This is a genomic window from Herbaspirillum rubrisubalbicans, from assembly GCF_003719195.1.
Classification (GTDB): Bacteria; Pseudomonadota; Gammaproteobacteria; order Burkholderiales; family Burkholderiaceae_D; genus Herbaspirillum; species Herbaspirillum rubrisubalbicans.
Genome location: NZ_CP024996.1, coordinates 3,132,831 through 3,159,542 on the forward strand (window position 1 = coordinate 3,132,831; position 26,712 = coordinate 3,159,542).

Genomic DNA, 26,712 nt, shown 5'->3' on the forward strand with positions numbered 1-26,712 from the left:
GGCTGGCCTCCATCGAAGTCTTTGACTTGCAGCAGGCGCTGGGACACGATTGCGTCGGCGCCGGGCAATGAGGCTCAGGCCGCGGCAAAGCGTTCGCGATACTGCCCTGGACTGACGCCCAACTGGCGCAGGAAGACCCGGCGCAGGTTCTGTTCCTCGCCGTAACCGGACTGGCTGGCGATGCGCTTGAGGGGCAGACGGGTTTCTTCCAGGGCGCGCCTGGCCGCTTCCAATCGCATCAATTCCACCGTGCGGGCCGGGGTACGGCCAGTCTCGGCGACATACAGGCGGGCAAAGGTGCGCGGGCTCATATTGACTTGGCGGGCCAGGTTCTCGACCCGCAAATCCGCCTCCAGATGGCCGGCAATCCAGGCGTGCAGCTCCACGAAACGCCCGACTCCGGCCGACTGCGAGGCCAGCGGCGCGCTGAACTGGGATTGTCCGCCCGGACGCTTGATGAACATCACCAACTGGCGCGCCGTGGCAATGGCAGCGGCATGACCGAGATCCTGCTCCACCAGGGCCAACGTGAGGTCGATGCCAGCCGTCACCCCCGCCGAGGTCCAGATGCGTCCCTGGCGGATGTAGATCGGCTCGCCATCCACCTGCAGAGCCGGATAGCGGCGCTGCAACTGCGCTACCGAATCCCAGTGGGTGGTCACCCGCAAGCCATCCAGCAGACCGGCCTCGGCCAGGTGGAAGGCGCCGCTGCAGACCGAACAGATGCGTTGCGCCTGCGGTGCTCTTTGCCGTATCCACGCCACCAGCGCCGGATCAAGGCGGAACTGGTCACCCTGGCTGCCACCGGGCGAAACCAGGGTATGCAAGGGCGCGCCGGCCAGCGCCTGGTCCAGCTCGGCCAGCGATTGGGTGAGTACCGGCAGGCCGGCACTGGTGACGATGGCGCCGCCCTGGGCCGAGGCCACGTGCAGCCGGTAGATGTCCTGGGCTTGCAGGCGGTTGGTGGTGGCCAGTGCCTGCATGGGGCCGGCCAGGTCCAGCAGGTTCATGCCCTCATAGGCGAGCAGAACGACGTGGCGTGGGGGGTGGCTCGATGACATGGAAGACCGATATGAAAGATTATTCCGATCTTAGCGCAGGCCGCCTGCCAGCGCCGCCCCCTGGGTACGCTGCGCCAACATCCAGCGCAAGGTGAACAAAGCTGATAACAACAGCACCGGCAGGATCGCTGCGTTCAAGCTTTCCCAGCCAAAGCGCGCCAGCAAGGGCCCGGCCCCGAGCGTGGCCAGGGCGGTGGCGGCATAGCGCATCAGTTCGGCCAGGCCCTGGGTCTTGGCGCGCTCGCTGGGGGTGTAAGACTGCGCCAGCAAGGTCGTGCCACCGACGAACATGAAATTCCAACCCACGCCCAGCAGCAGCAAGGCCACATAGAACGCCGGCAGCGTGGTGGAGCACATGGCGATGAGCGCGCACCCCAGGTTCATCCCCAGCCCGGCCAGCAATACCGAACCCAGGCCGAAGCGCTGGATCAGCCGACCGGCAAAGAAGGATGGGGCATACATCCCTATCAGGTGCCACTGGATGATGGCCGCGCCATCGTCGATACCGTGATGGCAGGCCACAGCGGCCAGCGGTGCGGCGGTCATGATGAACATCATCACCATCGAGCCGGCCACGTTATTGGCCACCGAGGCCAGAAAGACCGGCGTACGCGCAATACGCGTCAAGGGTCGGGGCGGGGCCGCCTCGGCGCTGGTCATCGCTGCCGCAGCACCCGGCTGCTCCTGGTCGCGGTAGAACAGCAGCAGCACCAGCACCGACAGCAGGCCCATGCTTGCAACCACCAGGTAGGCGCCGGCAAACAAGGCCGTCGGGAACCAGTCCTTGCTCCAGGCGGCCAAGGCCGGGCCGACCAGGGCCGCAATCACGCCCCCGGCCAGCACGGTGGAGATGGCGCGGCTCTTGGCGGCCTCACTGACGGCATCGGCGGCGGCCAGCCGGTAATACTGGGCGAAGGCCTGGAACACCCCGACCAGGGCGGTACCGGCGCAAAAGCTCCAGAACTGGGCATGAAACACCGACCACACCGAAATCAGCCCGCCCACACAGCAACTGGCCGCGCCCAGCACGAAGGCCCAGCGTCGTCCCAGGCGCTGGATCAGGAAGGCGGCAAACCAGGTCACCACGGCCCCGGCCACCGTGATGAGGGCAAACGGCAAGGTGGCCAGCGCCTTGTCAGGGGCCAGTTGCCAGCCGGTCAGCGCGGTCAGGGTCAGGTCGATCGAGATGGCGCAGGTGAACAAGCCCTGGCACAGGGCCAGGATAGCGGCGTTGCGGCTGCCGGGCGGGATGGTGGAGGGGATGGCGGGAGTGTGACGCATGAGATTTGCTCCTGGCGGTCATTTGAGGAGAAAATTGTCGAATTCCCACCCGCTTGGCGTCAATGACACAACACCGTCAATTCCTGCCAAGCCTCGACGATAGGACAAACCCATGCTGATCCAGGCCAACGAATCCGCCCTGCTGGTCATCGATCCCCAGGAACGACTCTTGCCCGCCATCCATGACGGCCAGGCTGTCCTGGCCCAGACCGTGCGCATGGCGACGATTGCCCGCCTGCTCGGCATCCCCGTGATTGGCACCGAGCAAATGCCTGACAAGCTCGGCCCCAATCACCCCGACATCCGCCCGCTGTGCGAGGTAACGCTCTCCAAGCACCATTTCGATGCCTGCGCCGCAGGTTTGCTGCCGCTCATCCCCGCTAGCGTGCGGCAGATCGTGGTGGCGGGGTGCGAAGCCCATATCTGCGTGCTGCAAACCGCACTTTCCCTGTTACAACAAGGCTATCGGGTGCTACCGCTACTGGAAGCCTGTGGCTCGCGCCGGGCCGTAGACCGCGACGCTGCCTTCGAGCGCCTGCGAGCCGCCGGTGCCACCCCGGTCACGCTGGAAATGGTGGCCTATGAATGGTTGCGCGAGAGCCAACATCCGCAGTTCCGGGCGGTGTTGAAGCTGATCAAATAGCCATTCGGCGGGCAGAAATGAAGAAAAAATGAAGGAAATAAAAGAAATGAAAAAAATGATAGGAAAATCCTTACGTAACTAAAAAGCACACCAGCACTGAAACTGATGAAAGTTTTTGCTCGCCCGTCTGCTGAATGCATTCCGCAAGCGAAACTGTGGTAAAAGTACTGGAAAAAATAGCTGCGTGGCCGCATGACAATGTGGCGCATTCACAGATCATTACGCCAATAACCTGGCCAGCCGACGCCGCCACAACAAAGAGGAAAACCAAACGCTTATGTCCAGTCTACCCGCCCACAGCCCCGTCCATGCCCCACCTCCGCTCACCTTGCACGCGCTGCGTGCCAGTTGTTCGGCCTGCAGTATGCACCAGCTCTGCCTGCCGATGGGACTGGACCAGGGTGACATGCAGCGGCTGGAACAGGTCATCAACCGCCGCCGCAAGGTCAAGCGCGATGAAAGCCTGTACCGGCTCAATGACAAGTTCGACATGCTCTACGCGATCCGCCTGGGGCATTTCAAGACCTTCCAGGGCAACCCCAACGGCGGCCAGCAGATTACCGGCTTCCAGATGGCCGGCGAACTGCTGGGCATGGATGCCATCGGCGCCGGTCACCACCTGTGCGAGGCGGTAGCGCTGGAAGACAGTGAAGTCTGTGAAATCCCCTTCGCCCGCCTGGAAGACCTGTTCCGCGACATGCCCACCCTGCTGCGCCAGTTCCATCGCATGATGAGCCTGGAAATCTCGCGCGAACAGCGCGTCATGCTGACCCTGGGCAGCATGACGGTCCAGCAGAAGATGGCCGCCTTCCTGCTCAACCTGTCCTCGCGCTACGCCAGCCGGGGCTATTCGAGCACCCGCTTCCAGTTGCGCATGACGCGCGAAGAAATCGGCAACTATCTGGGCCTGGCGGTGGAAAGCGTGAGCCGCCTGCTGACCAACTTCAAGAAGACCGGCGTGATCGAAGTCAGCCACCGCGACGTCGAACTGTGCGACCTGGTAGCCTTGCGCGCCATTGCGCTGGGCAACGATCCCTGCGCCTGAGGCGGCCCGTACAGTTGACCCCTGCTGCCCCCTTAGCGCGCCTTGCCGGCGCCGGGGTAGCTGAGGGTAGAATGCCCGGATGACAGACCGACCCCACCCAACTGATCGTCCAGATCGCACGCTTGCCCCCTCTGCCACGCTCACTCGCTTCCTGCGCGCTCGCCTGGCACGCGACCATCATCTTGGCCTGCCGCTAACCACGGGCCTGATGGCGGTCGTCTCCACCGTCCTGCTGTTCGCCCTGATTGCCTACGAAGTCAGCACCCACGGCGCTCTCACGCGCCTGGACCAGCAACTGGCCGACTGGTTCAACCAGCACGCCTTCTCGCCGCTGACCGAACTGGTGCTGGGCTATACCCATCTGCATGGCACCATCGGGGTGCTGGTGATGGGCCTGGCGCTGCTCTGGCATATGCTGCAACAGCGGCGCTGGGCCTGGGTGATCGACCTGTTGCTGGTGCTGCCGGGCGGCATGTTGTGCAATTTCATCCTCAAGCATCTGTTTGCGCGCCTGCGTCCCAGCTTCGACGATCCCATCCTGGTGCTGCACAGCTACAGCTTCCCCAGCGGCCACACCATCGGCGCCACCCTGCTCTATGCCATGCTGGCGGCCTATCTGCTCAATCAGCCGAGCATCTTGGCAGCCATCGGTGCGCGCCTCAAGACCGGTGAGTCCGGTGTGCGCCTGAGCGTGATCGGCGTGGCCCTGCTGCTGGTGGTGCTGACCGGGTTCAGCCGGGTCTATCTGGGCGCGCATTTCCTGAGCGACGTGCTGGGCGCCATGCTGCTGGGCACGGCCTGGTTTGCGCTGTGGAGCACGCTGGTTTTCACGTGGCAGCGGCACTATTACGGCCTGCCGCGCTCCAACAGGCTTTGAATCCACCCTCGCCTGCGGATGCCAGACCAACACCCGACCACGGACTTTCCCGCCAACAATGGCCGCCCGGACGTAGTTGCCGTCATCAATGCCAAGGCCGGTGGCGGACACGCCGAGAAACTGGCCAACCACATCACCGACCAATTCGCCAGCCATGGCCTGCGCGCCCGCGTACACCTGGCACACAGCGGCCAGGACATGCTGCAAGTGGCACGCCAGGCGGTGCGCGAGAAGGTGCCGGTGGTGGCCGCTGGCGGCGGCGATGGCAGTATCAATGCCGTGGCTTCGATCCTGCTGGCCGAACCGCAGTGCCAAAGCGCGCTGGGCGTGTTGCCGCTGGGCACGCTGAACCACTTCGCCAAGGATCTGAATATCCCTTTGGCACTGGAAGAAGCGATTGCCAACATCGCCAGCGGACGGCGTATCAAGGTCGATAGTGGTGAAGTCAATGGCGCAGCCTTCATCAACAATTCCAGCCTGGGCCTGTATCCAGACATCGTGCGCGAGCGCGAAAAACAGCAGGCGCGCCTGGGCCGCGGCAAATGGCTGGCCTTTACCTGGGCTGCGATGGGGGCCTTGCGGCGCTATCCCTTCCTGCGCGTGCGGTTGTCCATCGATGGCCAGGAGCACTGGCGGCGCACACCCTTCGTGTTCATCGGCAATAACGCGTATCTGATGCGCGGGCTGGACATCGGCAAGCGTTCCACCCTGACCGAGGGCCGCCTGAGCCTCTATGCCTGCCACCACACAGGGCGCTGGGGCTTGCTGCGCCTGGCCTTGCACGCGCTGTTCGGACGCCTGCACGAGGCGCACGACTTCGATGTGCTGACCGCCACCGAGATCCTCATCGAAACCCACAGGAAACGGATGCGCGTAGCCACCGATGGCGAAGTCAACCTGATGGCCACGCCGCTGCACTATCGCATCCGCCCGGCCTCGCTGGAAGTGATCGTGCCGCAGGTGGCCGCGCAACCGCGCAATGGCCAGGCCGGCCTGTTGGACAAGTTGCTGGGAGAACCGTGATGCGCAAGCTCATCCACCTGTCGGACCTGCATTTCGGCCGTATCGATGCGCATATCATCGAGCCCCTGATCGCCCAGATCCACGAATTGCGCCCGGATCTCATCGTGGTTTCCGGCGACCTCACCCAGCGTGCGCGCAGCAAGCAGTTCAAGCAGGCACGCCAGTTCCTCGATGCCCTGCCCCAGCCGCAACTGGTGGTGCCGGGCAATCATGACGTGCCGCTGTTCAATGTCGCCGCCCGGCTGCTGCAACCGCTACGCCAGTACAAGCGCCATATCACCCCGGACCTGCAACCGAAGTACGTGGATGAAGAGATCGCAGTGGTCGGCATCAATACCGCCCGTTCACTGACCATCAAGGATGGCCGCGTCAATGATCGCCAGATCGAGCTGGCGCGGCGCGAGCTGGCCGCCGTGGGCGAGCATCTGGTCAAGATCATCGTCACCCATCACCCCTTCGACCTGCCAGCGGGACCGCAGCATCACGGCCTGGTCGGTCAGGCGGTGCCGGCCATGCGCGCCTTTGCGCTGTGCGGCGCCGACCTGCTGCTGGCCGGGCACGTGCATACCAGCTCGGCCGCCAGCAGTGCCGGGCGTTATCACATCCCCGGCTATTCGGCCCTGGTGGTGCAGGCCGGCACGGCCACCTCCACCCGTGGCCGGGGAGAAAATAATTCCTTCAATGTGCTGCAGGTGGAAGCGCACCAGATCGTGGTGCATAGACTGGGTTGGGAATCGGAGCAGAACAGCTTTGCACTGGCCGCGTCGCAGACCTTCGTGCAACGCGGCAGTGAATGGTTCGAGCAAAAACCGGATGGCCAGCTCGCCGAATAAGCCACCGTCAATGGCGGCACGTCAACGCAGGCTGCGCCGATAGCGGATCACATCGACCAGCAGGAACACCAGCAGGCTCACGCCCATCAGCGGCAGATTCCAGCCCAGCAGCAAGGCCAGCACGGCCAATGTGATGCGCTGCAGGGGTGGCAAGCGCATGACCGCTTCCATCAACGGCGCCAGGCTGGCACCGGCAGCCGGACGGCGGCGCCACCACATCAGGTAACCCAGCACGATCAAGCCGCTCAGGGCGAACCCAAAAAGCGCCATCAGGATCTGGTTGGCCACCCCGAACAGCACGCCCATATGCGCATCCACGCCCCAGCGCACCAGCTTGGCGACCAGCGGGAAGTTGGCGAAATCGGCGCGGCTGGTGATGACCATGCGATCGGCATCGATCGCCACCGTATCGACCTGGGTCGGCCAAGAACGGTCCACCTCGCGCACCACCCAGGCCTGATCGGCCGCGCGCGGTGGACGGATCTCGATGTCGGCGGCATCGATGCCACCGGCGCGGGCGATGTGCTGCACCATGTCGAAGCGCGCCGGGTCACCCACCTGTGGCATGGACATGCTCATGCCATGCGCGGCCATGTGGTCGGCGTGCTCGCCCATGTTCATGGCCGGTGCGCCCGGCTGCAACTGGGTCGAGACCGACGGCGTGATCCAGCCCAATTGCGCGCGCATCTGGCTGACCCGCTCGCCGGCCCAGCGCGACCAAGTCAACCCGGTGGCCGAGAAGAACACCAACCCGATCACGATCCACAATCCCAGCAGCGTATGCAGGCGGCGCACGTTCAGAGGGCGCGCTACCCGCAGCGCGCGCTGTGGCCGGCGTCCCCGCCACCACAGCCACACACCGCCCAGCGCCCCCAGCCACAACCAGGAGGCGGCCAGTTCGCTGTAGTTGCGGCCCAGTGAGCCCAGCATCAGATTGCGGTGCAGGTAGTCCAGGGTGGTGCGCAGCGGTAGCACGCCGCTGGTGCCATAGACGATCAGGTCGCCCCTGACCTGCAGGCTCACAGGATCGACGAAGATGGCGCGGCTTTCCGAGTCACCCAGTCCGCTCTGGCTGAACATGACCCGCGTATTCCAGCCGGCTGCTCTGGCCGGACGCACCGCGAACAGGCGCGCATCCGGCCCCAGAAAGGCTTGGGCTGCTGCCACCTGGTCGGCCAGCGGTCGGACCACGCCGGAGGTGCGATTGTAGAGCTGCTGCGCATACAGGTGCGACTCGATCTGCGGCGTAAGGACATACAGCGTGCCGGTGAGCGCGGCCACCAGGATGAAGGGGCCGACGAACAGGCCGATGTAGAAATGCAGGCGCAGCAGCACCGCCTGCACGGCAGAGACCGCTGGACGGGCGCGGCTGGCAGCGGTGACGGCAGCGCCATCAGCGGCGGGCTGGAGGGAGTGGGTAGTCATGCAGGCAAGGTCGACGCGCAAGGCGGACGCAAAGGATCATCAGGTGCGCGATTGTAGGCTGCGCAGCCGCGGCTGCGAATGTGGCAATTTGTCGCAGCCAGGCGCCCATGAAAAAAGAGCCGACGGTAGTGACCGTGCGGCTCTTCTATACCAGGTGCTTGGCAGCGCAGCCCGACTGCCGGTAGGCTGCATCCAGCGGATCACATGGGGTTTTCGTCGATCCAGTCGCCCGAAAAATCGAGGATGTAGGCAATGGCCTCGTCTTCGGTATCGAATTCATTGGTAGGCGCCTTGCGCTGGTAGCGCAGCTTGCCGCTGCCATCCTTGCCCTCGTGGATCACGAAGCAAGCCATGAATTTACCGTTATCGAGCGTCTTGATCTCTGGAATGACGGCATTTCCCTTGTACGGGAAGATCTGGGACATGTGATGAAACCTCCTTGTTGCGAGGCGCAATGCTAGCACAAGCCGGGCTTTCGCACCGGAGCGCCCCCCTGCAGCGAGGCCCATCAATGAGCACCTGGTCCGCACAAATTTGCAACATTGTTGCATTTGTGCGATATTTGCAACCAAGTTGCATTTTTTGCGACCGCATGTACATATTGCCCGGACTTCCCCCAGCCCACCATTTCCACTCTTTTCATGACCACCACCCAACGCCAGCCCGGCGATCGCCGGCTTCCCGTGACGGTGCTTTCCGGCTTCCTCGGTGCCGGCAAGACCACCTTGCTCAACCACATCCTGAACAACCGCGAAGGCCGCCGCGTGGCGGTGATCGTCAATGACATGTCAGAGGTCAACATCGATGCCGCGCTGGTACGCGACGGTGGCGCCGACCTCTCGCGCACCGAGGAAAAACTGGTGGAGATGAGCAATGGCTGCATCTGTTGCACCCTGCGCGAAGACTTGCTCATGGAAGTGCGCAAGCTGGCCCGCGAGCGCCGCTTCGACCAGTTGGTGATCGAATCGACCGGCATCTCGGAGCCGCTGCCGGTGGCCGAAACGTTCACGTTCACCGATGAAGAGGGCGCCAGCCTGTCGGATGTGGCACGCCTGGACACCATGGTGACGGTGGTCGATGCCTTCAACTTCCTCAAGGACTACAGCTCCCAGGACAGCCTGCAGGAGCGTGGCGAATCGATGGGCGAGGAAGATGGCCGCACGGTGGTCGATCTGCTCATCGAGCAGATCGAATTCTGCGACGTGATCGTCCTCAACAAGCTTGACCTGGTCGCGCCGGCCGACCTGGAACGCCTGCACGCCATCCTGCACAAGCTCAACCCGCGCGCGCGCATGGTCACGGCGCAATTCGGCAAGGTTGCGCTGGACCAGGTGTTGAACACCGGTCTGTTCGACTTCGAGCAAGCCAGCCAGGCCCCCGGCTGGCTGCAGGAATTGCGCGGCGAGCACGTGCCGGAGACCGAACAGTACGGTATTACCAGCTTCGCCTGGCGTGCGCGTCGACCCATGCATCCACAGCGTTTCTTTGACCTGGTCAACCGTGAATGGCCGGGGGTGGTGCGCTCCAAGGGCTTTTTCTGGCTGGCGACGCGACCAGCCCATGCCGGCTCCTGGTCGCAGGCCGGGGCCGTGTGCCGCCATGGACTGGCCGGCAAGTGGTGGGCCGCAGTGCCACGTGAGCAATGGCCGCAGGAACAGGAATCCATCGATTTCATCCTGCAGCAATGGGATGAGAACGTGGGCGATGCCCGCCAGGAGCTGGTCTTGATCGGCATCGAGATGGACCAGCAAGCCCTGCGCGCCCGTCTCGACGCCTGCCTGCTGTCGGATGCCGAGATGGCGCAAGGCCCGCTGGGCTGGTCGCGCATGGCCGACCCCTTCCCCGCCTGGGAGTGATGCGCATGGCCGAGTTCAACAAGCGCCCGCTGCCTGACGTGGCCCGCGAGGAGCGCCCGGCCATCGCGCTGCCGCTGGAATGGGTCGGAATGCGCGGCATCGCCCTGCCGCTGCAACTGGACAGCGGCAAGACGGTAGCGGCCAGCGCCGAGGTAGCGGTGGATCTGCCTGATCCGCACGCCAAGGGCATCCACATGTCGCGCCTGTACCTGCTGCTGGACACCTTCGCCAGCCGCGCGCGACTCACACCCGTCGCCCTGCACGAACTGCTGCGCCAACTGCGCGAAAGCCATGCCGATTGCCATTCCCGCGCCGCCGCGCTACGACTGGACTTTGCCTTGCTGCAGCAACGCGCGGCACTGGTCACCCCTGACCTCGACGGCTGGAAGAGCTATCCAGTCACCCTCTCCGCCGAATTGCATGACGATGTGCTGGAGATCAGTCTGCGGGTGAGCATCGCCTATTCCTCCACCTGCCCCTGTTCGGCCGCCTTGTCGCGCCAGGCGCTGCAGGATGCCTTCGCCCAGGCTTTCGCCGGGCAACCGGCCATCGAGCGCGAAGCCGCCCTGGCCTGGCTGCAGCGCAACGCCAGCCTGGCCACGCCGCATAGCCAGCGCAGCCAAGCCGAACTCAGCATCAATGTGTCGCCCAAGGCCGAGCAGCTACCCATTGCCGCCCTGATCGATACCGCCGAAGCGGCCCTGGGCACGGCAGTGCAGACGGCGGTGCGGCGTGCCGATGAACAAGCCTTCGCGCTGGCCAATGGCGCCAACCTGATGTACGTGGAAGATGCCGCGCGGCGCCTGCGGCAGGCGCTGGAAACCCGCTTTGGCGCTTGCGCGGTACGGGTGGCACACTTGGAAAGCCTTCATGCCCATGACGCCGTGGCAGCCACTGCCACGCCAGGCTGGCAAGACCGCGTGCGTTAATGCGGCAGACGAAACTTGTCCATGGTGCGGGAGGGCAGTGGCAGGCTACCCCGAACCGGGGTATCGTTGCCGCTTTCGTGTTCTTGTGTATCCAAGCTGCCCATCATGTCCGCTCCCTTTCCTTCTTCCCTGCAACGCCTGCAATATGCCGCCTTCGCCCCCGGTCCGCGCCTGCTGATCCTGGGGGCGGTGCATGGCAATGAAACCTGCGGCACCCAGGCCATCGGCCGCCTGCAACGCGAACTCGACAGCGGCCGGCTGCGCATCCAGCGCGGCTTGCTCACGCTGGTGCCGGTCACCAATCCGCTGGCCTACCAATTGCAGCAGCGCCAAGGGGAACGCAATCTGAATCGCAATCTGCGTGCGCATCCGGCCCCCGCCAATTTCGAAGACCAGCTCTGCAACCTGCTCTGTCCCTGGATCGATGAGCATGACGTCCTGCTGGACCTGCACTCCTTCCACACCGGCGGCCAGCCCTTCGCCATGCTGGGACCGGAAGACAACCACGATGACATCGAACCCTTCGCCCATGCCGCAGCCGAACAGCGCATGGTGGCCCACCTGGGTTGCCAGCGCGTGGTGGAAGGATGGATGGGCGCCTATGTGCGCGGCGTGGAACGGCGCCGCCAGCAGGGTCGCGCCATGTCCCCCGACCTGCTGGACCGCCAGTATGGCGTGGGCACCACCGAATATGCGCGCAGCAAGGGCTTGTATGGTGTAACACTGGAATGCGGCCAGCACGATGACCCGCAAGCCCCCGAGGTGGCCTACCGGGCCATCCTGCAGACGCTGGCCCTGCATGACATGATCGACCTGCCGCTGCAGCCCCCGGTGGCCGATATCCAGCTTATCCGGCTGGTCGACGTGATCGACATGGAGCACCCGCAAGACCGCTTCAGCCGCGACTGGTCCAGCTTCGACCGCGTGCAGCAGGGTGAAGTGATCGGCCATCGGCATGACGGCCAGGCTGTCATCGCGCCTGCTGCCGGCTATATTGTCTTCCCCAACCCGCGCGCCCTGCCGGGAAATGAATGGTTCTACTTCGGAGAAGACAGTCAGCGCAAGCTTTGAACGGGCTTCAGCAATCCAACGCGTAGAAGCGCGTGTCGACCGTCATCACCGGGAAGGCGGCGGGCAGGTCGCTCTTTTCGATCAAGCGGAAGCCATTCTTTTCATAGAAGCGATGTGCCGCCAGGAACTTGGCGGTAGTGCCGAGAAAGACCTGGCGCACGCCCTGTTCCCTGGCCCAGGCCAGCGCCCCCTCCAGCAGGCGCACGGCGGTGCCATGCTCCTTGCCGCGATGGCTGGCGGCCACGAACATCTTGCGCAGCGCCACCTGCTGGTTGCCGATGTCGAGCAGGGAAATGCTTCCCACCACCTTGCCGGCATCGAGCGCCACCCAGAAATTGCCCAAGCCCTTCTGGTAGAAGCCGGCGATATCCTTCAGATCCGGCTGGCCCTCCAGCGTGATGGGAATGTCGAACTCCTGTTGCTGGATGGGCAGGATGAGGTCGACCACGCCCTGGGCGTGTTGCGGGGCAAAGGCGAGTATTTCGATCATGGCGTATCTTGATAAATGATTTATAGCATTATTTCAGTTCATGCCCGGGCGTAAGCTCCCAGCAACGCGGGCTGTGGGCGAAGCCGATATGACTGTAGTAGTCGGTGGCATCGGGTGCGGCCAGCAGGCGCAGGCGGCAACGCGGCCCGAGGCGGCTGCGAGCAGCGCGGATGAGTTCCTTGCCGATGCCCTGGCGCTGGTAGCGCTCATCCACGGCCAGTTCCGACATGTAGCAAGCGTAGACGAAATCGGTCACGCAACGCGCCACGCCGACCAGCACATCGCCGTCCCAGGCGGTCGCGATCAGGCTGGCATGGCTGACCATCGCTTCCATGCAATCGCGGTCCTCCAGTGGACGGCGCGGCCCCAGTGACGTGCGGGAAAGGACATCGATGAATTGCTCCGCCGTAAGACGAAGATCGGTGCGGTACACGATGGACATGCGCGGCTCACTGTCGGTCAGTCGAAACCGCCCACGTTAACATAAAACGGCTGCCTATAGACAATAGGCCATAGGCAGCCCCACATCCGTGCCGCATCAGGTCATGGTGCAGAAAACGTCAGCCGATGTGCCGCTTCGTTCAATCGGGCATCAGGCGTTTTTCCACTGTGGCGGACGTTTTTCGAGGAAGGCTTGGACGCCCTCCTGCTGGTCCTGGGTATCGAACAGATCGACGAACAGTTCGCGTTCGGTCTGCAGGATAGTGCCCAGCGGATTGTGACGCGCCCCTTGAATCAGCTTCTTGCTGGCCGCTACCGAGGAAGGACTCTGCTTTTGCGCCTGCTGCGCCAGCGCCAGCGCCCGTTCGCGCGCCTGGCCACGCGGCACCACTTCTTCCACCAGGCCGATGCGCAGCGCCGTCTCGGCATTGACCCGCTCGCCGCACAGGATCATGCGCTTGGCCCACCCCTCACCGACCAGCCAGGGCAGGTTCTGGGTGCCGCCGGCACACGGCAACAGGCCCACCGCTGCCTCCGGCAAGGCCATCTGGGCTTGCTCCTCGGCGATGCGGATGTCGCAAGCCAGCGCACATTCCAGACCGCCGCCCATGGCATAGCCATTGATGGCGGCAATGGAGACGCCGCGGAAGGACGACAGCGTCTCGAAGGCTTCGCCGAAGCGGCGCGCCATCTCGCGCGCCATGGCCTTGTCGCCATCGGCAAACAGTTTCAGGTCGGCGCCGGCGGAGAAGAATTTTTCCCCCTCGCCAGTGACCACCAGGGTGTAGATTTCGCGCTCGGCATTGAGCTCCTTGACCAGGCGCGTGAGGTCCGAGAGGGCCTGGCGGGTCCAGGTATTGGCCGGTGGATTGGACAGTGTCAGTACGGCGGTGTGGCCGTGTTTTTCCAGCTTCAGGTTGGTATAGGTGCTCATGTTCTTCCTTGAAAGGGGTTGGCTCAGCGAATGTCGTCCAGCGTGTCGCGGCCCAACAGATTGCGCGAGATGATGACGCGCATGATTTCATTGGTGCCTTCCAGGATCTGGTGTACCCGCACGTCGCGGAAATAGCGCTCCAGCGGATATTCGCGGATGTAGCCATAGCCGCCATGCAATTGCAGCGCCTCATTGCAGATGTTGAAGCCCAGGTCGGTGGCCAGGCGCTTGGCCATGGCGCAATAGGTGGTGGCCTCGGGTGAGCCGGCATCCAGTTTGGTGGCTGCCAGACGTACCATCTGGCGGGCCGCCACCAGCTCGGTCTGCATGTCGGCCAGCTTGAATTGCAGCGCCTGGAAATCGGCAATGGGACGGCCGAACTGCTTGCGCTCCTTGATGTAGGCATGGGCCGCATCCAGCGCCGCCTGGGCCGCACCGACCGAACAGGTGGCGATGTTGATGCGCCCGCCATCGAGCCCCTTCATGGCGAACACAAAGCCCTCGCCCTCCTCGCCCAGCAGGTTGCCCACCGGCACCTTGACGTTGTCGAAGCTGATGGTGCGGGTGGGCTGGCTGTTCCAGCCCATCTTGCTTTCCTTCTTGCCATAGCTGATGCCGGGAGTGTCGCCGGGCACCACGATGGCCGACACGCCGCGCGCACCGGGGCCACCGGTGCGCGCCATCACCACCAGCAGATCGGTGCTGCCAGCGCCCGAGATGAAGGCCTTGGAACCGTTGATGAGATAGAAGTCGTCGACCCGGCGCGCGGTGGTCTTGAGCGAGGCGGCATCCGAACCCGAGCCCGGTTCGGTCAGACAATAGGAACCGATCTTGTGCCCGGCCGCCAATTGCGCGCACCATTCTTCCTTCAGTTCGCCCTGCCCCCAGGTGGCCACCATCCAGCTGACCATGTTGTGGATGGTGAGATAGGCGGCAGTCGAAGTACAGGCGCGTGCCAGTTCTTCGAAGACGATGGTCGCATCCAGCCGTGACAGCCCCAGGCCACCCTCATTTTCGGGGGTATAGAGGCCGCAAAAGCCCAGTTCGCCGGCCTTGGCGATCACGTCCAGGGGGAAATGCGCCTCTTCATCCCACTTGGCCGCAAAGGGCGCCATCTCGCCGGCAGCAAAGGCGCGGGCGCTTTGCTGGAAGGCCAGTTGGTCTTCGTTGAGTTCAAAATCCATGCTTGTCTCCGGTTCATTGTCGTTCTGCGTGCATTGCATTGGCGCCATAGCTTAATGGAATTCGCGCCGGGCAGTTGTCACCGGCGCGACATTGGCGCGCAGCAAGACAGCAGGCTCAGGCCGCCGCTTCCACCGAGGGCTGGCCCGCCCGTTCGAAGGCCGCCAGCAAGCTCGCCTGACGGGCGTGCATGTGCTCCACGGCCTGCTGCTTGACGTGACCATAGCCGCGTACCAGTTGCGGCAACTGTGCCAGTTCGATGGCGGTAGGCAGATTGTCAGTCGTCAGGCGCGGCAACAGGCCCAATACCAGAGAGCGATATTGCACGATCAGGGCGCGCTCCATGCGACGCTCCGCCGTGCGGCCAAAGACGTCCAGCACACCACCGCGCAAGCCCTTCATGCGCGCCAGCAGCTTGAAGGCCGTCATCATCCAACCACCATAGCGGGCCTTGAGCAGATGCCCCTGACCATCCTTGCGCGCCAGGACCGGCGGTGCCAGGTGGAAGCTGAGCGTGAAATCTCCCTCGAACTGCTGCGCCAGCGCCTGCTGGAACTGACCATTGGTATAGAGCCGCGCCACTTCGTATTCATCCTTGTAGGCCATCAACCTGGACAGCTGTCGGGCCACCGTCATGCTCAGCTTGTCGCTGCCCAGCGGTGCTTCGGCGGCGTGTACTGCTTCCACCACTTCGGCATACTGGGCGGCATAGGCGGCATCCTGGTAATCGGTCAGCAAGGCCACGCTGCGCTTGATCCATTGCTCCAGCGAGAGCGGCATGTGCAACACCACCGGCTGCGCCGGCACAGCGATATTTTCCACCTTCAGCAGATCGACCGCAGCCCGCCGCCCCCAGCCGAAGGCGCTCTGGTTGGCCTGCACCGCCACGCCATTGAGTTCGATGGCACGCAGCAGTGCGGCTTCGGTCAGCGGCAATTCACCGCGCTGCCAGGCATAGCCCAGCATGAAGAGATTGGTGGCGATGGCATCCCCCATGAGCGCCGTGGCCAGGCGTGTGGCGTCGATGAAGTCGGCCTGCTGGCCCACCGATTCGATGATCAGGGCCTTGACCTCCTCCAGGGGGAACTGCCAGTCCGGGTTGCGTGCGAATTGGCCCGGGGGTTGCTGGTGCAGGTTCACCACGGCGCGGGTGCGACCGGGGCGCATCTTGGAGATGGCATCGAAGGCGCCTGCGGTGAGCATGTCGCAGCCCAGCACCAGGTCGGCTTCGCCGGTGGCGATGCGCTGCGCGCCAATGGCCTCGCGCCGGGCGGCGATGCGCACGTGCGAGGTCACCGAGCCATTCTTTTGCGACATGCCGGTCATGTCCAGCACCGAGACGCCCTTGCCTTCCAGGTGTGCGGCCATGCCCATCAAGGCGCCGATGGTGATGACCCCGGTGCCGCCGATGCCGTTGATGAGGATGTTGAAGGGCGTGTCGCAGGAGGGCAGGACCGGCTGCGGCAGTGGGCCGAAATCATACTCGGCGCCCTGCCTGGTGGTGCCGGTGCGCGACTTCTTGAGCTTGCCGCCGGTGACCGTCACGAAGCTGGGACAGAAGCCTTTCACACAGGAATAATCCTTGTTGCAAGAGGATTGATCGATGACGCGCTTGCGGCCCAGCTCGGTTTCCAGCGGCAGGATAGCGGTGCAGTTCGATTGCGTGCCGCAATCGCCGCAGCCTTCGCAGACGGCGGAGTTGATGAAGAGACGTTCATCGGGATCGGGCAATTGTCCCTTCTTGCGACGCCGACGCTTTTCCGCCGCGCAGGTCTGGTCATAAATAATGACGCTCACGCCCGGCCACTCGCGCAGTTCGCGCTGGACCGCATCCATCTGCTGACGATCATGCACGCTCACGATGGACGGCAACTGGGTGCGCTCGGCATAGCGCGCGATGTCTTCGGACACCAGGGCGATACGCTGCACGCCTTCGGCCGCCATCTGCTGCGCAATCATCGGCACCGAGATCGTACCGTCGACCGGCTGGCCTCCGGTCATGGCCACCGCATCGTTGTAGAGGATCTTGTAGGTGATATTGACCTTGGCCGCCACGGCGGCGCGAATGGCGAGGTAACCGGAATGGAAATAGGTGCCATCGCCCAGGTTGGCAAACACGTGCGGCACCTTGGAAAAAGGCGCCTGCCCGATCCAGGGCGCACCCTCGCCGCCCATGTGGGTGGTCAGCTTGTTGAATTCGGGATAGATGGCGGTAGCCATGACGTGACAGCCGATGCCGGCCAGCGCAAAGCTGCCCTCGGGCACGCGGGTGGAGGTATTGTGCGGGCAGCCCGAGCAATAGTAGGCCGGGCGCGGCGGCGTATTGACCGCCTTGGTGAGCACCGCATCCTTGGCATCGAGAAAGGCCAGGCGCGCCTTGATGAGGTCGCTGGTATGAAAGCGCGCGATGCGCGCAGCGATCACGCGGGCGATCTGGGCCACCGAGAAATCGGCCTTGGAAGTGAGCAGCCACTCGCCGCGCGGGGCCACCCATTCCCCCTTTTCATCGAACTTGCCGATCACGCGCGGACGCACGTCGTCGCGCCAGTTGTAAAGCTGTTCCTTCAACTGGTATTCGACCATCTGGCGTTTTTCTTCCACCACCAGGATTTCATCCAGGCCTTGCGCAAATTCGCGCACGCCTTCCGGTTCCAGCGGCCAGGGCATGGAGACCTTGAACAGCCGCAAGCCGATCTCGGCGGCAAAGGCTTCATCGATGCCCAGCTCGGACAGCGCTTCCAACACGTCGAGATAGGATTTGCCAGAAGCGATGATGCCCAGCCGCGCACGGGGACTGTCGATCATCACGCGATTGAGCTGGTTGGCACGCGCATAGGCCAGCGCGGCATAGATCTTGTAGTCCTGCATCAGCGCTTCCTGCTTGCGCGCCTGTACGCCCAGGGTGTCGGTGGACAGGCGCGCATTCAAGCCGCCCGGGGGCATGACGAAATCGGTCGGCAAGCGGATCTCGACCCGCAACGGATTGGCATCCACCGAAGCACTCGACTCGACCGTATCGGCCAGCGCCTTGAAGCCAACCACGCAACCGGAGTAACGCGACATGGCCCAACCATGCAGCCCCAGGTCCAGGTATTCCTGGACGTTGCAGGGATAGAGCATGGGGATCATCGAGGCCGAGAAGATGTGATCGGACTGGTGCGGCAGCGTCGAGGAATAGGCGCCATGATCGTCTCCAGCCACCAGCAGCACGCCGCCGTGGGCCGAGGTGCCGGCATGGTTCATGTGCTTGAGCACATCGCCGCAGCGGTCCACGCCCGGCCCCTTGCCATACCACATGGCATAGACGCCGTCGTAGTCGGAGGGCCCGATCAGTTTGATCTGCTGCGTGCCCCAGACGGCCGTGGCGGCCATGTCTTCGTTCACGCCCGGCTGGAACTTCACGCGCTGCGCGGCCAGGTGCGGCTGGGCCTGCCACAGTGCTTCATCCAGCCCGCCCAGGGGCGAGCCGCGATAGCCCGAAATGAAACCGGCTGTATTCAGGCCCGCGGCGCGGTCACGGATCTGCTGCAACATGGGCAGGCGCACCAGGGCCTGGATGCCGGAGAGATAGATGCTGCCTGCGGTAGCGGTGTATTTGTCGTCCAGACTGACAGGCGCCAGCCCGGAAGTGTCAGCAACTGTATCGGTAGAGTGTGCGCAGACGGTAGGCAAGCCGTCTGTCGCGGGGGAACCGGGTGTCTGCTGTGACTGTGATACCTCTTGCAGGACCGGCCAGTGAGCGCTCACTTGGGTCGCAGCCTGTGCGCAGTTGCGATCGCCCTCTACGGTAGGCGTCGCCGCTGCGGCAGGCTCAGCTGCCGAACGGATGTGCATTGCTTGTCTCCAAAATTTTTGTTTCAGATAGCGTCTGCCATTACTGCGCCGGGTACGGCACATCACTGCCAGACACATCGACCGTGGTAGCGGTCAACACAACAATCTCCGTCTCGAAAACTGCTGTGACTGAAGTCTATCCGCAGGGCGCGAAGAGGCACAAATACCGAATGAGGATAGGGATATAAGAAAAAACGATGACCGATCAAACAGCATTGCCGGAAGGCAATGAAACGTTTGCCTGCCGTAGGCATATTTTTCATCTGCCTGACAGCAAGAGGCGTTATGCTTGCGCACACTGCCTGCAATGGCCGTTCTGACCGGGCCAGGCAGTCCTCTTACAACCTATCTCGCCCCCCCCCTCGACAGCCATGACCAACCACACACAAGAACAAATGGAACCCGATAGTGCGGTCTACAAGACCTTGCTGGAATCGACCAAGGCGATTCCCTGGAAGATCGACTGGAGCACCATGCAATTCACCTACATCGGCCCGCAGATCGAACAATTGCTGGGCTGGACACCGGAGAGCTGGAAGAGCGCCGACGACTGGGCCATGCGCATCCATGCCGACGAGCGTGAAGCGGTGGTCAATTTCTGCATCTCGCAATCCAAGGCCGGTGCCGATCATGAGGCCGACTACCGGGCGCTGACCCGCGATGGTGAACACGTCTGGATCCGCGACGTGGTGCACGTGGTACGCAATCCCGATGGCAGCCCCAATGCGCTGATCGGCTTCATGTTCGACATCACCGAGCGCAAGAAGACCGAGGCGCGTCTAATCGAATTGCAGAAGGAACTGGAAGCGCTGTCCTACCGGGATGGCCTGACCAATGTGGCCAACCGCCGCATGTTCGATTCCGCACTCGAAGTGGAGTGGGCCAATGCGATAAACACCCGCGCGCCGCTGTCGCTGATCATGCTCGACATCGATTACTTCAAGCAATACAACGACCACTACGGCCACATCCGCGGCGATGAATGCTTGAAACAGGTGGCCCAGCTCCTGAGCCAGACCGCGACCCGCAGCCGCGATTTCTTCGCCCGCTATGGTGGCGAGGAATTCGTGCTGATCCTGCCGGAGTGCGATGAAAAGGCCGCCCTGCAAGTGGCCCAGCGCTGCCGTAGCCTGATTGCGCAAGCCGCCATTCCCCATGCCGGCTCACAGGTGGCGCCACACATCACCATCAGCCAGGGCGTGAGCACCATCGTGCCTTCGCCCATGGACCAGCGCATTGACTTCCTGGAACTGGCCGACCGCCGTCTGTACCGTGCCAAGCAACTGGGCCGTAACTGTATCGCCGTGGACGAGTGAACTGTATCTGTCTGGCAGCGGGGAGCGTGGCTACAATCAAGCGCTCCTACTCCACTGCTGCGAGACTGCCATGCCTGCTACTTACACCTACCGCCTGCTCAACGTCTTCGCCGAATCGACCTTCGGCGGCAATCCCCTGTGCGTGTTCGAAGACGCACGCGGCCTGGATGAGGCCACCATGCAGGCGCTGGCGCTGCAATTCAACCTTTCGGAAACCACCTTCATTTTTCCCTCGACGCTGGCCGATGCGCGGGTACGTATCTTCACCACCGGTTATGAAATGCCCTTTGCCGGCCATCCCACACTGGGTACGGCACAGGTGGTGCGCGAGTTGCGCGGCTGCGGCGATGCGCTGACGCTGGAATTCAAGGCTGGGGTGGTGCCGGTCAACGCACGCGACAATGTCTGGACCTTCACCGCGCCCTGCCCCGGTGGAGCCAAAACCGCCCCCTCCCCGCTCACCCGCGCCGAGGTAGCCGCCTTGCTGGGCCTGCAAGTCAGCGACCTGGCCAGTGATCCACTGTGGGTCGATACCGGGGCCGACCAGTTCCTGATCCCGCTGCGCTCACCCGAGGCCGTGCGCCGCGCCCAACCCGACAGTGCACTGCTGGAACGCTGGCCCACCAGCAGCCTGGGACGCAGGACGGCGTATGTGTTCGCCTTCGACGAAGAAGCACCGGACCAGGTGCTGGCACGCTACTTTTTCACCAAGCAGGGCGGCGGCGTAGCCGAAGATCCGGGCACCGGCTCGGCCTGCGCCAACCTGGGCGGTTGGCTGATGGCCACCGGCCATGCATTACCGGCCCGCTATGCCATCTCCCAGGGCGCGGCGGTGGATCGTCCTTCGCTCCTGTACCTCGATGTCAGCGCAGCGGGAGCAATCCAGGTGGGTGGCCGGGTCATCGAGATCGGGCGCGGTACCGTCACCATCGATCCGGTCGGCCAGACCATGCTGGCCTGAACCATTGGCCCCTGGCCTCCGGCTCCATTCACGCGACCAATCCACCTTCCTGCGTGAGCGGGAAGATCAGCGCATGTAGCCAATCCATGAACTCCAGCAGCCGTGCCGGCACGTGGCGGCTGGCCGAGGGTGGTCGCATCATCAACATCTCCAGCGGCCTGGCGCGCTTCTCGCTGCCGGGCTGGCCGGCCGGATGATATCGGCGCTGCCATCGCCTCCCTGCTGCGCCCCGACAATGGCTGGATCAATGCCCAGCGCGTGGAAGTCTCGGGCGGCATGTTCATCTAAGGCTGATAAGGCTGATGGATGCGGGTGGGAACCCTGCTCGCGTCCATTGCCATGCCGGTATTGTCTGTGATTTTTCATGCCATCCTGATCACCTCCCCGAGGCTTTTCGTCTGCCTCGCCACATCGGCTGCAGACCCGCTCCCAGCCTGCCGCGATCACATCCTTCGCATTCTGTTGCGCAATGGAATCTGCTCGGGTAACATCGCTCGGCGCCTGGTAACCCACCGGTCCGGCAGCAGCAACAGAACAACAGCAAGGGCGCCGCCCCGGGTGCGGCGCTTTCGGAAAGGATGAGACACCGGCATGATTGGCATGACTGGCGCAACAGGGCGCCGCCGCTGGCGTCCAGAAGATGGCGTATTCACAGGGGGCAGTATTTTCAGTCGACTCTTTCGCATTGGCGCAGTGCGCCGCTGCGCGAGCGCAGCCATGCTGTTGTCCACCTTGTTGGCGGGCCCTGCTGTCCACGCCGCCAGCCCCGCCGTACCGGGCGGACCTGATTGCTCGCGCCCCTATACCCTGGCCCTGCACGACCATGGCCTGCTCTACTCGGCCGCCACCGATACCGGCATCGACAAGGATTTCGCCGATGAGCTGATCCGTCGCAGCGGATGTAAGGTCAATGTCAGCCTGATGTCGCGTGCGCGCATCTGGCAACTGATCGAGTCCGGCGCGCTGGACTTCAGCCTGTCAGGCATCACCAATGCCGATCGCGACAAGTTCGCCTCCTTCGCCTGGTACTTCAGCAACAAGTACTACCTGCTGGTGCGCAAGGATGCCGGCATCGCGCAACTGGCCGATGTGGCGCGCAACCCGCGCTTCCAGTTGGGCGTCATCCGCAGCTTCCGCTATAGCAACAATGCCAACCGCATGGTGGACCAGCTCAGCGCCGCCAACCGCGTGACCCAGGCTGGTGGTCTGGAACCGCTCTACGAAGCCCTGCTGCAGAACCGTATCCAGGGCATGATCATGGAGCCCTTCGATTACCCGGTGGTGGAAGAAAAACGCATCCGTGACGCCACCACCATCATCAGCTTCGAAGACCCATCGGTGCTGCATGGGCTCATCATGTCGCGGCGCGCGCTGCCTGCAACCGAGCAGGAAAAATGGCGGGCCCTGGTCAATGGCATGTTGGCCGATGGCACCGTCTTGCGCATCTTCCAGAAATACTTCAATGCGGAACTGGCAGCGGCCATGGTCCAATTCCAGAGCAAACCGTGAACTGGATACGCCTGATCCTGCTGCCCCTGCTCATCCTGGTCACAGGATTGGGCGTGACCTGGACTGCCTGGGACCATGAACGCCAGGCCGCTGCCAAGGAATTGCATACGCAGTTCGCCTCGGTGCTGCGCGAGACGGTCAGCCGCATCGAGCAGCGCATGGCGTCCTACGAACAGATGCTGCACGGCGTGCAAGGGCTTATCTCGGCCACCGGCAATATCGACCGCAGCCAGTTCCGTGACTATGTCGAGGCGCTCAACCTGGACGCCAACTTCTCCGGCATCCAGGCCATTGCCATCGAAGAGTGGATTCCCGCCACCCAACTGGATGCGCACCTGGCCCGCATGGCGCATCAGGGTCTGGCCGACTACGCGATCCGCCCCTCGGGTGCACGCGACGCCTATGCTCCCACCATCCTGCGCGAGCCCTACATGGGGCGCAATCGTATGCCCTTCGGCAATGACCAGTGGGCCGATCCGGTACGCCGCGCGGCCATGGAAAAAGCGCGCGACTCGGGCATGGCGACCATCTCCGGCAAGGTCCAATTGTCCAACACGGAGCCGTCCATCCCGGCCTTCATGATGTACCTGCCGCTGTACCAGCGCGGCAAGCCACAATCGACCATTGCCGAACGGCGCGCCAGCCTGGTGGGCTGGGTCCATGCAGTGTTCCGCATGAGCGACGTCATCGCCAGTCTCTATGGCGAGAGCAACCACACCATCGGCTTTGCACTCTATGACGGTGTGGTGCAGGAGCCCGATGCCCTGCTCTACAGCTCCGCCCCCAGCAGCTTCCGGCAGCGCTCGCCGCGCCTGCACGCCGACGAATACCTGGTGGTGGCCAATCACAACTGGACCCTGTCCTTGAGCACCACCGATGCCTTCACCGCCCAGTTCGGTCGCAATGCCGAGCCCCTCATTGCCGCCACCGGCATCGGCATGAGCGTGACCCTGGCGCTGCTGGCCTGGTTGATGATGTCCAGCCGCGTGCGCGCGGTGCGCCTGGCCGAAAAGATGACGGCCGAGCTGCGTGCCAGCGAAGAACAGTTCCGCGCCATCGCCGACTGCACCGTCAACTGGGAAGTCTGGTGGGGCCTGGACGGGCGGCCGCGCTGGATCAACCATGCGGTCTACGACTACACCGGCTACACGGTGACCGAATGCCTGTCCATGCCGGACTTCATCGGCAGTATCGTCCACCCCGACGACGAACGCCGCATCCGCGCCGAGCTGGCGCGCTGCATGGATGGCCAGAAACGCGAAGACGTGGAATTGCGCTGCGTGCGCAAGGACGGTTCGGTATTCTGGCTGGCCTTGTCCTCAGCCCCGATCACCGATGCCCAGGGACGCTTCACGGGCTTTCGTACCAGCAGCCGCGACATCACCGACCGCAAGCAGATCGAAGCCGAACTGCGCATCTCGGCGGTGGCCTTCGATTCCCGCGAGGGTATGTTGATCACCGATGCCAACAGCCGCATCCTGCGCGTCAACAAGGCCTTCACCGAGATCACCGGCTACACCGCCGAGGAAATCGTCGGCAAGCACCCCAACCTGCTGCGCTCGGACCGCCACGGCCCGGCCTTCTTCCAGGAAATGCGCGAGAGCATCCGCCGCTTCGGCAAATGGCAAGGCGAGATCTGGGACCGCCGCAAGAATGGCGAGGTCTATCCCGAATGGCTGACCATCTCGGCGGTCAAGAACAAGGATCACCAGATCACCCACTACGTGAGCACCCATCACGACATCAGCGACCGCAAGCTGGCCGAGGAACGCATCCGCGAACTGGCCTTCTTCGATGCCCTGACCCGCCTGCCCAACCGCACCCTGCTGCTAGACCGCCTCAAGCAAGCCATCGCCCTGTCCTTGCGCACCCGCACCTGCGGCGCGCTGCTGTTCATCGACCTGGATCACTTCAAGACCTTGAACGATACCGTCGGCCACGAAAAGGGCGATGTGCTCCTGAAACAGGTGGCCCAGCGCGTCGTGGCCAACGTGCGCGAAAACGACACCGTGGCGCGCGTGGGCGGCGATGAATTCGTGGTGGTACTGGAAGGCCTGAACGATACCCAGCAGGAAGCCGCCACCCAGACCCGCGCCATCGGCGAGAAGATCCTGGCGGCACTGGGCGAGACCTATCAGCTCGACGATGTCGAATACCGCACCACCGCCAGCATCGGTGCCACCGTCTTCCTGGGCCGTGCGGCCTCGGTGGATGAACTCATGAAGCAGGCTGACCTGGCCATGTACAAGGCCAAGGAAACCGGCCGCAACTCACTGCGCTTCTTCGACCCGGCCATGCAGACCGCGGTGCTGGAACGCGCTACCCTGGAAGCCGGACTGCGCAAGGCCATCGAGAGTAACCAGTTGCTGCTGCACTACCAGCCGCAGGTGGTCGATGGTGGTCGCGTGACCGGTGCAGAAGTGCTGGTGCGCTGGCAGCACCCACAGCGCGGCATGGTGCCGCCGGGCGACTTCATCCCGCTGGCAGAAGAAACCGGCTTGATCCTGTCGCTGGGCAACTGGGTGCTGGAAACCGCCTGCAAGCAACTGGCCGAATGGGCCAAGCGGGCGCGCATGGATGAACTGAGCATCGCCGTCAACGTCAGCGCGCCGCAATTGCGCGAACCTGATTTCGTGCAGACGGTGCTGGACATCATCGAACGCACCGGCGCCAATCCGCGCCGCCTCAAGCTGGAACTGACCGAGAGCCTGCTGGTGGACAATGTGGAAGACATCATCCAGAAGATGTTCGCCTTGAAGGCCTATGGCGTGGAGTTTTCGTTGGACGATTTCGGCACCGGTTATTCCTCGCTGTCCTACCTCAAGCGGCTGCCCTTGAATCAGCTTAAAATCGACCAGTCATTCGTGCGCGATGTCCTGATCGATCCCAACGACGCCTCGATTGCCAAGACCATCGTCAACCTGGCCCAGAGCCTGGGGCTGGGGGTCATTGCCGAGGGCGTGGAAACCGATGCCCAGCGCAGTTTCCTGGCCGATGCCGGCTGCCATGCCTACCAGGGGTACTACTTCTGCCGGCCAGTGGCGGTGGAAGCCTTCGAGAAATTCACCCAGGACCGCGATCTTCATCTATCCGTTGCCTAGGAGCCCTTCATGAGCCATGCCCTGTCCGCCTTCCCGATCAACCAGAAATGGCCGGCGCAACACCCCGAGCGCATCCAGTTGTATTCGCTGCCCACGCCCAATGGCGTGAAGGTCTCGATCATGCTGGAAGAAACCGGCCTGCCCTACGAAGCCCACCTGGTGAGCTTCGAGAGCAATGACCAGATGTCGCCGGAGTTCTTGTCGCTCAACCCGAACAACAAGATCCCCGCCATCATCGACCCCAACGGCCCCGGTGGCCAGCCGCTGCCGCTGTTCGAATCCGGCGCCATCCTGCTGTACCTGGCCGAAAAGAGTGGCCAGTTCCTGCCCGCCGACGCGGCGGCGCGCTACCAGGTGATCCAGTGGGTGATGTTCCAGATGGGTGGCGTGGGGCCGATGTTCGGCCAGTTGGGCTTCTTCCATCGCTTTGCCGGCAAGGACTACGAAGACAAGCGTCCGCGCGACCGCTACGTCAATGAAAGCAAGCGCCTGCTGGGCGTGATGGAACAGCGCCTGGCGCAGAGCCAGTGGCTGGGCGGCGATGCCTATTCGATTGCCGACATCGCCACCTTCCCGTGGATCCGCAACCTGATCGGCTTCTATGAAGCGGCCGAACTGGTCGGTTTCCACCACTTCCCGCATGTGGCCCGCGCACTGGAGGCTTTCGTGGCACGGCCAGCGGTGGTGCGCGGACTCAATATTCCGGCCCGCGGCTAAGCGGCTAAGTCAGCACGCGCCATGCCGATGCAGGGTGTAAATCATTTTGCCTCGGCGTAACCGGCGCGTTAACATGGCGCCCATCTCCGCGAACGCAACCAGCCTGCCATGACGATACGTTTTCCGTCGCGCCCCGCCCTCGCCCCTGCTGCCTTTTCCTGCCGTCGTCCCTTGGCACCCATG

Annotated in this window: 23 protein-coding genes and 1 pseudogene; 15 read left to right on the forward strand and 9 right to left on the reverse strand. The window is 63.5% G+C overall.

Going from position 1 to position 26,712, the window contains the following annotated elements:
• Positions 1-74: 74 nt before the first annotated feature.
• Positions 75-1,061: a GlxA family transcriptional regulator gene (locus RC54_RS14010; protein WP_061790153.1), complete on the reverse strand. Its 987-nt coding sequence runs from the start codon at positions 1,059-1,061 to the stop codon at positions 75-77.
• Between the two features lie 30 nt (positions 1,062-1,091).
• Positions 1,092-2,342 carry an MFS transporter gene (locus RC54_RS14015; RefSeq protein ID WP_061790152.1) on the reverse strand — a complete coding sequence of 417 codons (1,251 nt, stop codon included), beginning with the start codon at positions 2,340-2,342 and terminating at the stop codon, positions 1,092-1,094.
• A 112-nt stretch (positions 2,343-2,454) separates the two neighbouring features.
• On the opposite strand from RC54_RS14015, the gene RC54_RS14020 reads away from it, so the two are divergent.
• From RC54_RS14020 to RC54_RS14040, 5 genes are all read left to right on the forward strand, one after another.
• Positions 2,455-2,985 carry an isochorismatase family protein gene (locus RC54_RS14020; protein WP_061790151.1) on the forward strand — a complete coding sequence of 177 codons (531 nt, stop codon included), beginning with the start codon at positions 2,455-2,457 and terminating at the stop codon, positions 2,983-2,985.
• Between the two features lie 277 nt (positions 2,986-3,262).
• Positions 3,263-4,030: a fumarate/nitrate reduction transcriptional regulator Fnr gene (gene fnr / locus RC54_RS14025; RefSeq protein ID WP_061790150.1), complete on the forward strand. Its 768-nt coding sequence runs from the start codon at positions 3,263-3,265 to the stop codon at positions 4,028-4,030.
• 79 nt (positions 4,031-4,109) lie between these two features.
• Entirely contained in the window at positions 4,110-4,907 is a 798-nt protein-coding gene (locus RC54_RS14030; protein WP_061790149.1) for a phosphatase PAP2 family protein, read from the forward strand.
• 18 nt (positions 4,908-4,925) lie between these two features.
• Complete coding sequence (locus tag RC54_RS14035) at positions 4,926-5,930, forward strand: diacylglycerol/lipid kinase family protein (protein WP_061790148.1); 1,005 nt, start codon at positions 4,926-4,928, stop codon at positions 5,928-5,930.
• Complete coding sequence (locus RC54_RS14040) at positions 5,930-6,763, forward strand: metallophosphoesterase family protein (protein ID WP_061790147.1); 834 nt, start codon at positions 5,930-5,932, stop codon at positions 6,761-6,763. The genes RC54_RS14035 and RC54_RS14040 overlap by 1 nt, the downstream gene beginning before the upstream one ends.
• 21 nt (positions 6,764-6,784) lie before the next feature.
• Here RC54_RS14040 and RC54_RS14045 read toward each other — a convergent pair whose 3' ends face one another.
• Positions 6,785-8,188: a PepSY-associated TM helix domain-containing protein gene (locus RC54_RS14045; protein ID WP_174526126.1), complete on the reverse strand. Its 1,404-nt coding sequence runs from the start codon at positions 8,186-8,188 to the stop codon at positions 6,785-6,787.
• A 200-nt stretch (positions 8,189-8,388) separates the two neighbouring features.
• Entirely contained in the window at positions 8,389-8,613 is a 225-nt protein-coding gene (locus tag RC54_RS14050) for a hypothetical protein (protein ID WP_026051919.1), read from the reverse strand.
• 216 nt (positions 8,614-8,829) lie between these two features.
• On the opposite strand from RC54_RS14050, the gene zigA reads away from it, so the two are divergent.
• The 3 genes from zigA (at position 8,830) to RC54_RS14065 (ending at position 12,044) form a co-directional block, all read left to right on the forward strand.
• The gene (gene zigA / locus RC54_RS14055) at positions 8,830-10,044 is read left to right on the forward strand and encodes a zinc metallochaperone GTPase ZigA (protein ID WP_058895756.1); all 1,215 of its coding nucleotides are present in this window, start codon (positions 8,830-8,832) and stop codon (positions 10,042-10,044) included.
• Positions 10,044-10,973, forward strand: a complete 930-nt coding sequence (folE2, locus tag RC54_RS14060; RefSeq protein WP_058895757.1) for a GTP cyclohydrolase FolE2 — start codon at positions 10,044-10,046, stop codon at positions 10,971-10,973. Before zigA ends, folE2 begins: the two co-directional genes overlap by 1 nt.
• Before the next feature lie 105 nt (positions 10,974-11,078).
• A complete protein-coding gene (locus tag RC54_RS14065) occupies positions 11,079-12,044 on the forward strand; it encodes a M14 family metallopeptidase (protein ID WP_061790145.1) in 966 nt (321 codons plus the stop codon).
• 7 nt (positions 12,045-12,051) lie between these two features.
• Here the strand turns inward: RC54_RS14065 and RC54_RS14070 are convergent, their stop codons facing one another.
• From RC54_RS14070 to RC54_RS14090, 5 genes are all read right to left on the reverse strand, one after another.
• On the reverse strand, positions 12,052-12,534 hold the full coding sequence (locus tag RC54_RS14070; protein WP_058895759.1) for a GNAT family N-acetyltransferase: 483 nt from the start codon (positions 12,532-12,534) through the stop codon (positions 12,052-12,054).
• 28 nt (positions 12,535-12,562) lie between these two features.
• The gene (locus RC54_RS14075; RefSeq protein WP_061790144.1) at positions 12,563-12,976 is read right to left on the reverse strand and encodes a GNAT family N-acetyltransferase; all 414 of its coding nucleotides are present in this window, start codon (positions 12,974-12,976) and stop codon (positions 12,563-12,565) included.
• Between the two features lie 150 nt (positions 12,977-13,126).
• Positions 13,127-13,909, reverse strand: coding sequence for an enoyl-CoA hydratase (locus RC54_RS14080; RefSeq protein ID WP_058895761.1), 783 nt, complete (start codon positions 13,907-13,909; stop codon positions 13,127-13,129).
• Positions 13,910-13,932: 23 nt separating this feature from the next.
• Positions 13,933-15,093 carry an acyl-CoA dehydrogenase family protein gene (locus tag RC54_RS14085; RefSeq protein ID WP_058895762.1) on the reverse strand — a complete coding sequence of 387 codons (1,161 nt, stop codon included), beginning with the start codon at positions 15,091-15,093 and terminating at the stop codon, positions 13,933-13,935.
• A gap of 115 nt (positions 15,094-15,208) precedes the next feature.
• Positions 15,209-18,763, reverse strand: coding sequence for an indolepyruvate ferredoxin oxidoreductase family protein (locus RC54_RS14090; RefSeq protein WP_061790143.1), 3,555 nt, complete (start codon positions 18,761-18,763; stop codon positions 15,209-15,211).
• A gap of 557 nt (positions 18,764-19,320) precedes the next feature.
• On the opposite strand from RC54_RS14090, the gene RC54_RS14095 reads away from it, so the two are divergent.
• The 7 genes and pseudogenes from RC54_RS14095 (at position 19,321) to RC54_RS14125 (ending at position 26,529) form a co-directional block, all read left to right on the forward strand.
• On the forward strand, positions 19,321-20,241 hold the full coding sequence (locus RC54_RS14095) for a GGDEF domain-containing protein (protein ID WP_061790142.1): 921 nt from the start codon (positions 19,321-19,323) through the stop codon (positions 20,239-20,241).
• Positions 20,242-20,311: 70 nt separating this feature from the next.
• A complete protein-coding gene (locus tag RC54_RS14100; protein ID WP_061790141.1) occupies positions 20,312-21,202 on the forward strand; it encodes a PhzF family phenazine biosynthesis protein in 891 nt (296 codons plus the stop codon).
• Positions 21,203-21,288: 86 nt separating this feature from the next.
• Entirely contained in the window at positions 21,289-21,399 is a 111-nt protein-coding gene (locus RC54_RS25745; protein ID WP_218008303.1) for an SDR family oxidoreductase, read from the forward strand.
• Positions 21,380-21,490: pseudogene (locus tag RC54_RS25750) on the forward strand (short-chain dehydrogenase); the annotation flags it as partial. The gene RC54_RS25745 and the pseudogene RC54_RS25750, both read left to right, overlap by 20 nt.
• Before the next feature lie 429 nt (positions 21,491-21,919).
• The gene (locus tag RC54_RS14115) at positions 21,920-22,711 is read left to right on the forward strand and encodes a substrate-binding periplasmic protein (protein ID WP_373281453.1); all 792 of its coding nucleotides are present in this window, start codon (positions 21,920-21,922) and stop codon (positions 22,709-22,711) included.
• Positions 22,708-25,812, forward strand: coding sequence for a bifunctional diguanylate cyclase/phosphodiesterase (locus RC54_RS14120; RefSeq protein ID WP_061790140.1), 3,105 nt, complete (start codon positions 22,708-22,710; stop codon positions 25,810-25,812). The genes RC54_RS14115 and RC54_RS14120 overlap by 4 nt, the downstream gene beginning before the upstream one ends.
• A gap of 9 nt (positions 25,813-25,821) precedes the next feature.
• Positions 25,822-26,529, forward strand: coding sequence for a glutathione S-transferase N-terminal domain-containing protein (locus RC54_RS14125; RefSeq protein ID WP_058895768.1), 708 nt, complete (start codon positions 25,822-25,824; stop codon positions 26,527-26,529).
• Positions 26,530-26,712: the final 183 nt, after the last annotated feature.

Coding starts and splice junctions, on each gene's coding strand:
- zigA (WP_058895756.1), top strand. CDS start 8,830: ATGACCACCACCCAACGCCAGCCCGGCGATCGCCGGCTTCCCGTGACG.
- RC54_RS25745 (WP_218008303.1), top strand. CDS start 21,289: ATGAACTCCAGCAGCCGTGCCGGCACGTGGCGGCTGGCCGAGGGTGGT.
- RC54_RS14035 (WP_061790148.1), top strand. CDS start 4,926: ATGCCAGACCAACACCCGACCACGGACTTTCCCGCCAACAATGGCCGC.
- RC54_RS14100 (WP_061790141.1), top strand. CDS start 20,312: ATGCCTGCTACTTACACCTACCGCCTGCTCAACGTCTTCGCCGAATCG.
- RC54_RS14070 (WP_058895759.1), bottom strand. CDS start 12,534: ATGATCGAAATACTCGCCTTTGCCCCGCAACACGCCCAGGGCGTGGTC.
- RC54_RS14125 (WP_058895768.1), top strand. CDS start 25,822: ATGAGCCATGCCCTGTCCGCCTTCCCGATCAACCAGAAATGGCCGGCG.
- RC54_RS14075 (WP_061790144.1), bottom strand. CDS start 12,976: ATGTCCATCGTGTACCGCACCGATCTTCGTCTTACGGCGGAGCAATTC.
- RC54_RS14085 (WP_058895762.1), bottom strand. CDS start 15,093: ATGGATTTTGAACTCAACGAAGACCAACTGGCCTTCCAGCAAAGCGCC.
- RC54_RS14050 (WP_026051919.1), bottom strand. CDS start 8,613: ATGTCCCAGATCTTCCCGTACAAGGGAAATGCCGTCATTCCAGAGATC.
- RC54_RS14095 (WP_061790142.1), top strand. CDS start 19,321: ATGGAACCCGATAGTGCGGTCTACAAGACCTTGCTGGAATCGACCAAG.
- RC54_RS14010 (WP_061790153.1), bottom strand. CDS start 1,061: ATGTCATCGAGCCACCCCCCACGCCACGTCGTTCTGCTCGCCTATGAG.
- RC54_RS14015 (WP_061790152.1), bottom strand. CDS start 2,342: ATGCGTCACACTCCCGCCATCCCCTCCACCATCCCGCCCGGCAGCCGC.
- RC54_RS14030 (WP_061790149.1), top strand. CDS start 4,110: ATGACAGACCGACCCCACCCAACTGATCGTCCAGATCGCACGCTTGCC.
- RC54_RS14080 (WP_058895761.1), bottom strand. CDS start 13,909: ATGAGCACCTATACCAACCTGAAGCTGGAAAAACACGGCCACACCGCC.
- fnr (WP_061790150.1), top strand. CDS start 3,263: ATGTCCAGTCTACCCGCCCACAGCCCCGTCCATGCCCCACCTCCGCTC.
- RC54_RS14045 (WP_174526126.1), bottom strand. CDS start 8,188: ATGACTACCCACTCCCTCCAGCCCGCCGCTGATGGCGCTGCCGTCACC.
- RC54_RS14020 (WP_061790151.1), top strand. CDS start 2,455: ATGCTGATCCAGGCCAACGAATCCGCCCTGCTGGTCATCGATCCCCAG.
- RC54_RS14065 (WP_061790145.1), top strand. CDS start 11,079: ATGTCCGCTCCCTTTCCTTCTTCCCTGCAACGCCTGCAATATGCCGCC.
- RC54_RS14115 (WP_373281453.1), top strand. CDS start 21,920: ATGCTGTTGTCCACCTTGTTGGCGGGCCCTGCTGTCCACGCCGCCAGC.
- folE2 (WP_058895757.1), top strand. CDS start 10,044: ATGCGCATGGCCGAGTTCAACAAGCGCCCGCTGCCTGACGTGGCCCGC.
- RC54_RS14040 (WP_061790147.1), top strand. CDS start 5,930: ATGCGCAAGCTCATCCACCTGTCGGACCTGCATTTCGGCCGTATCGAT.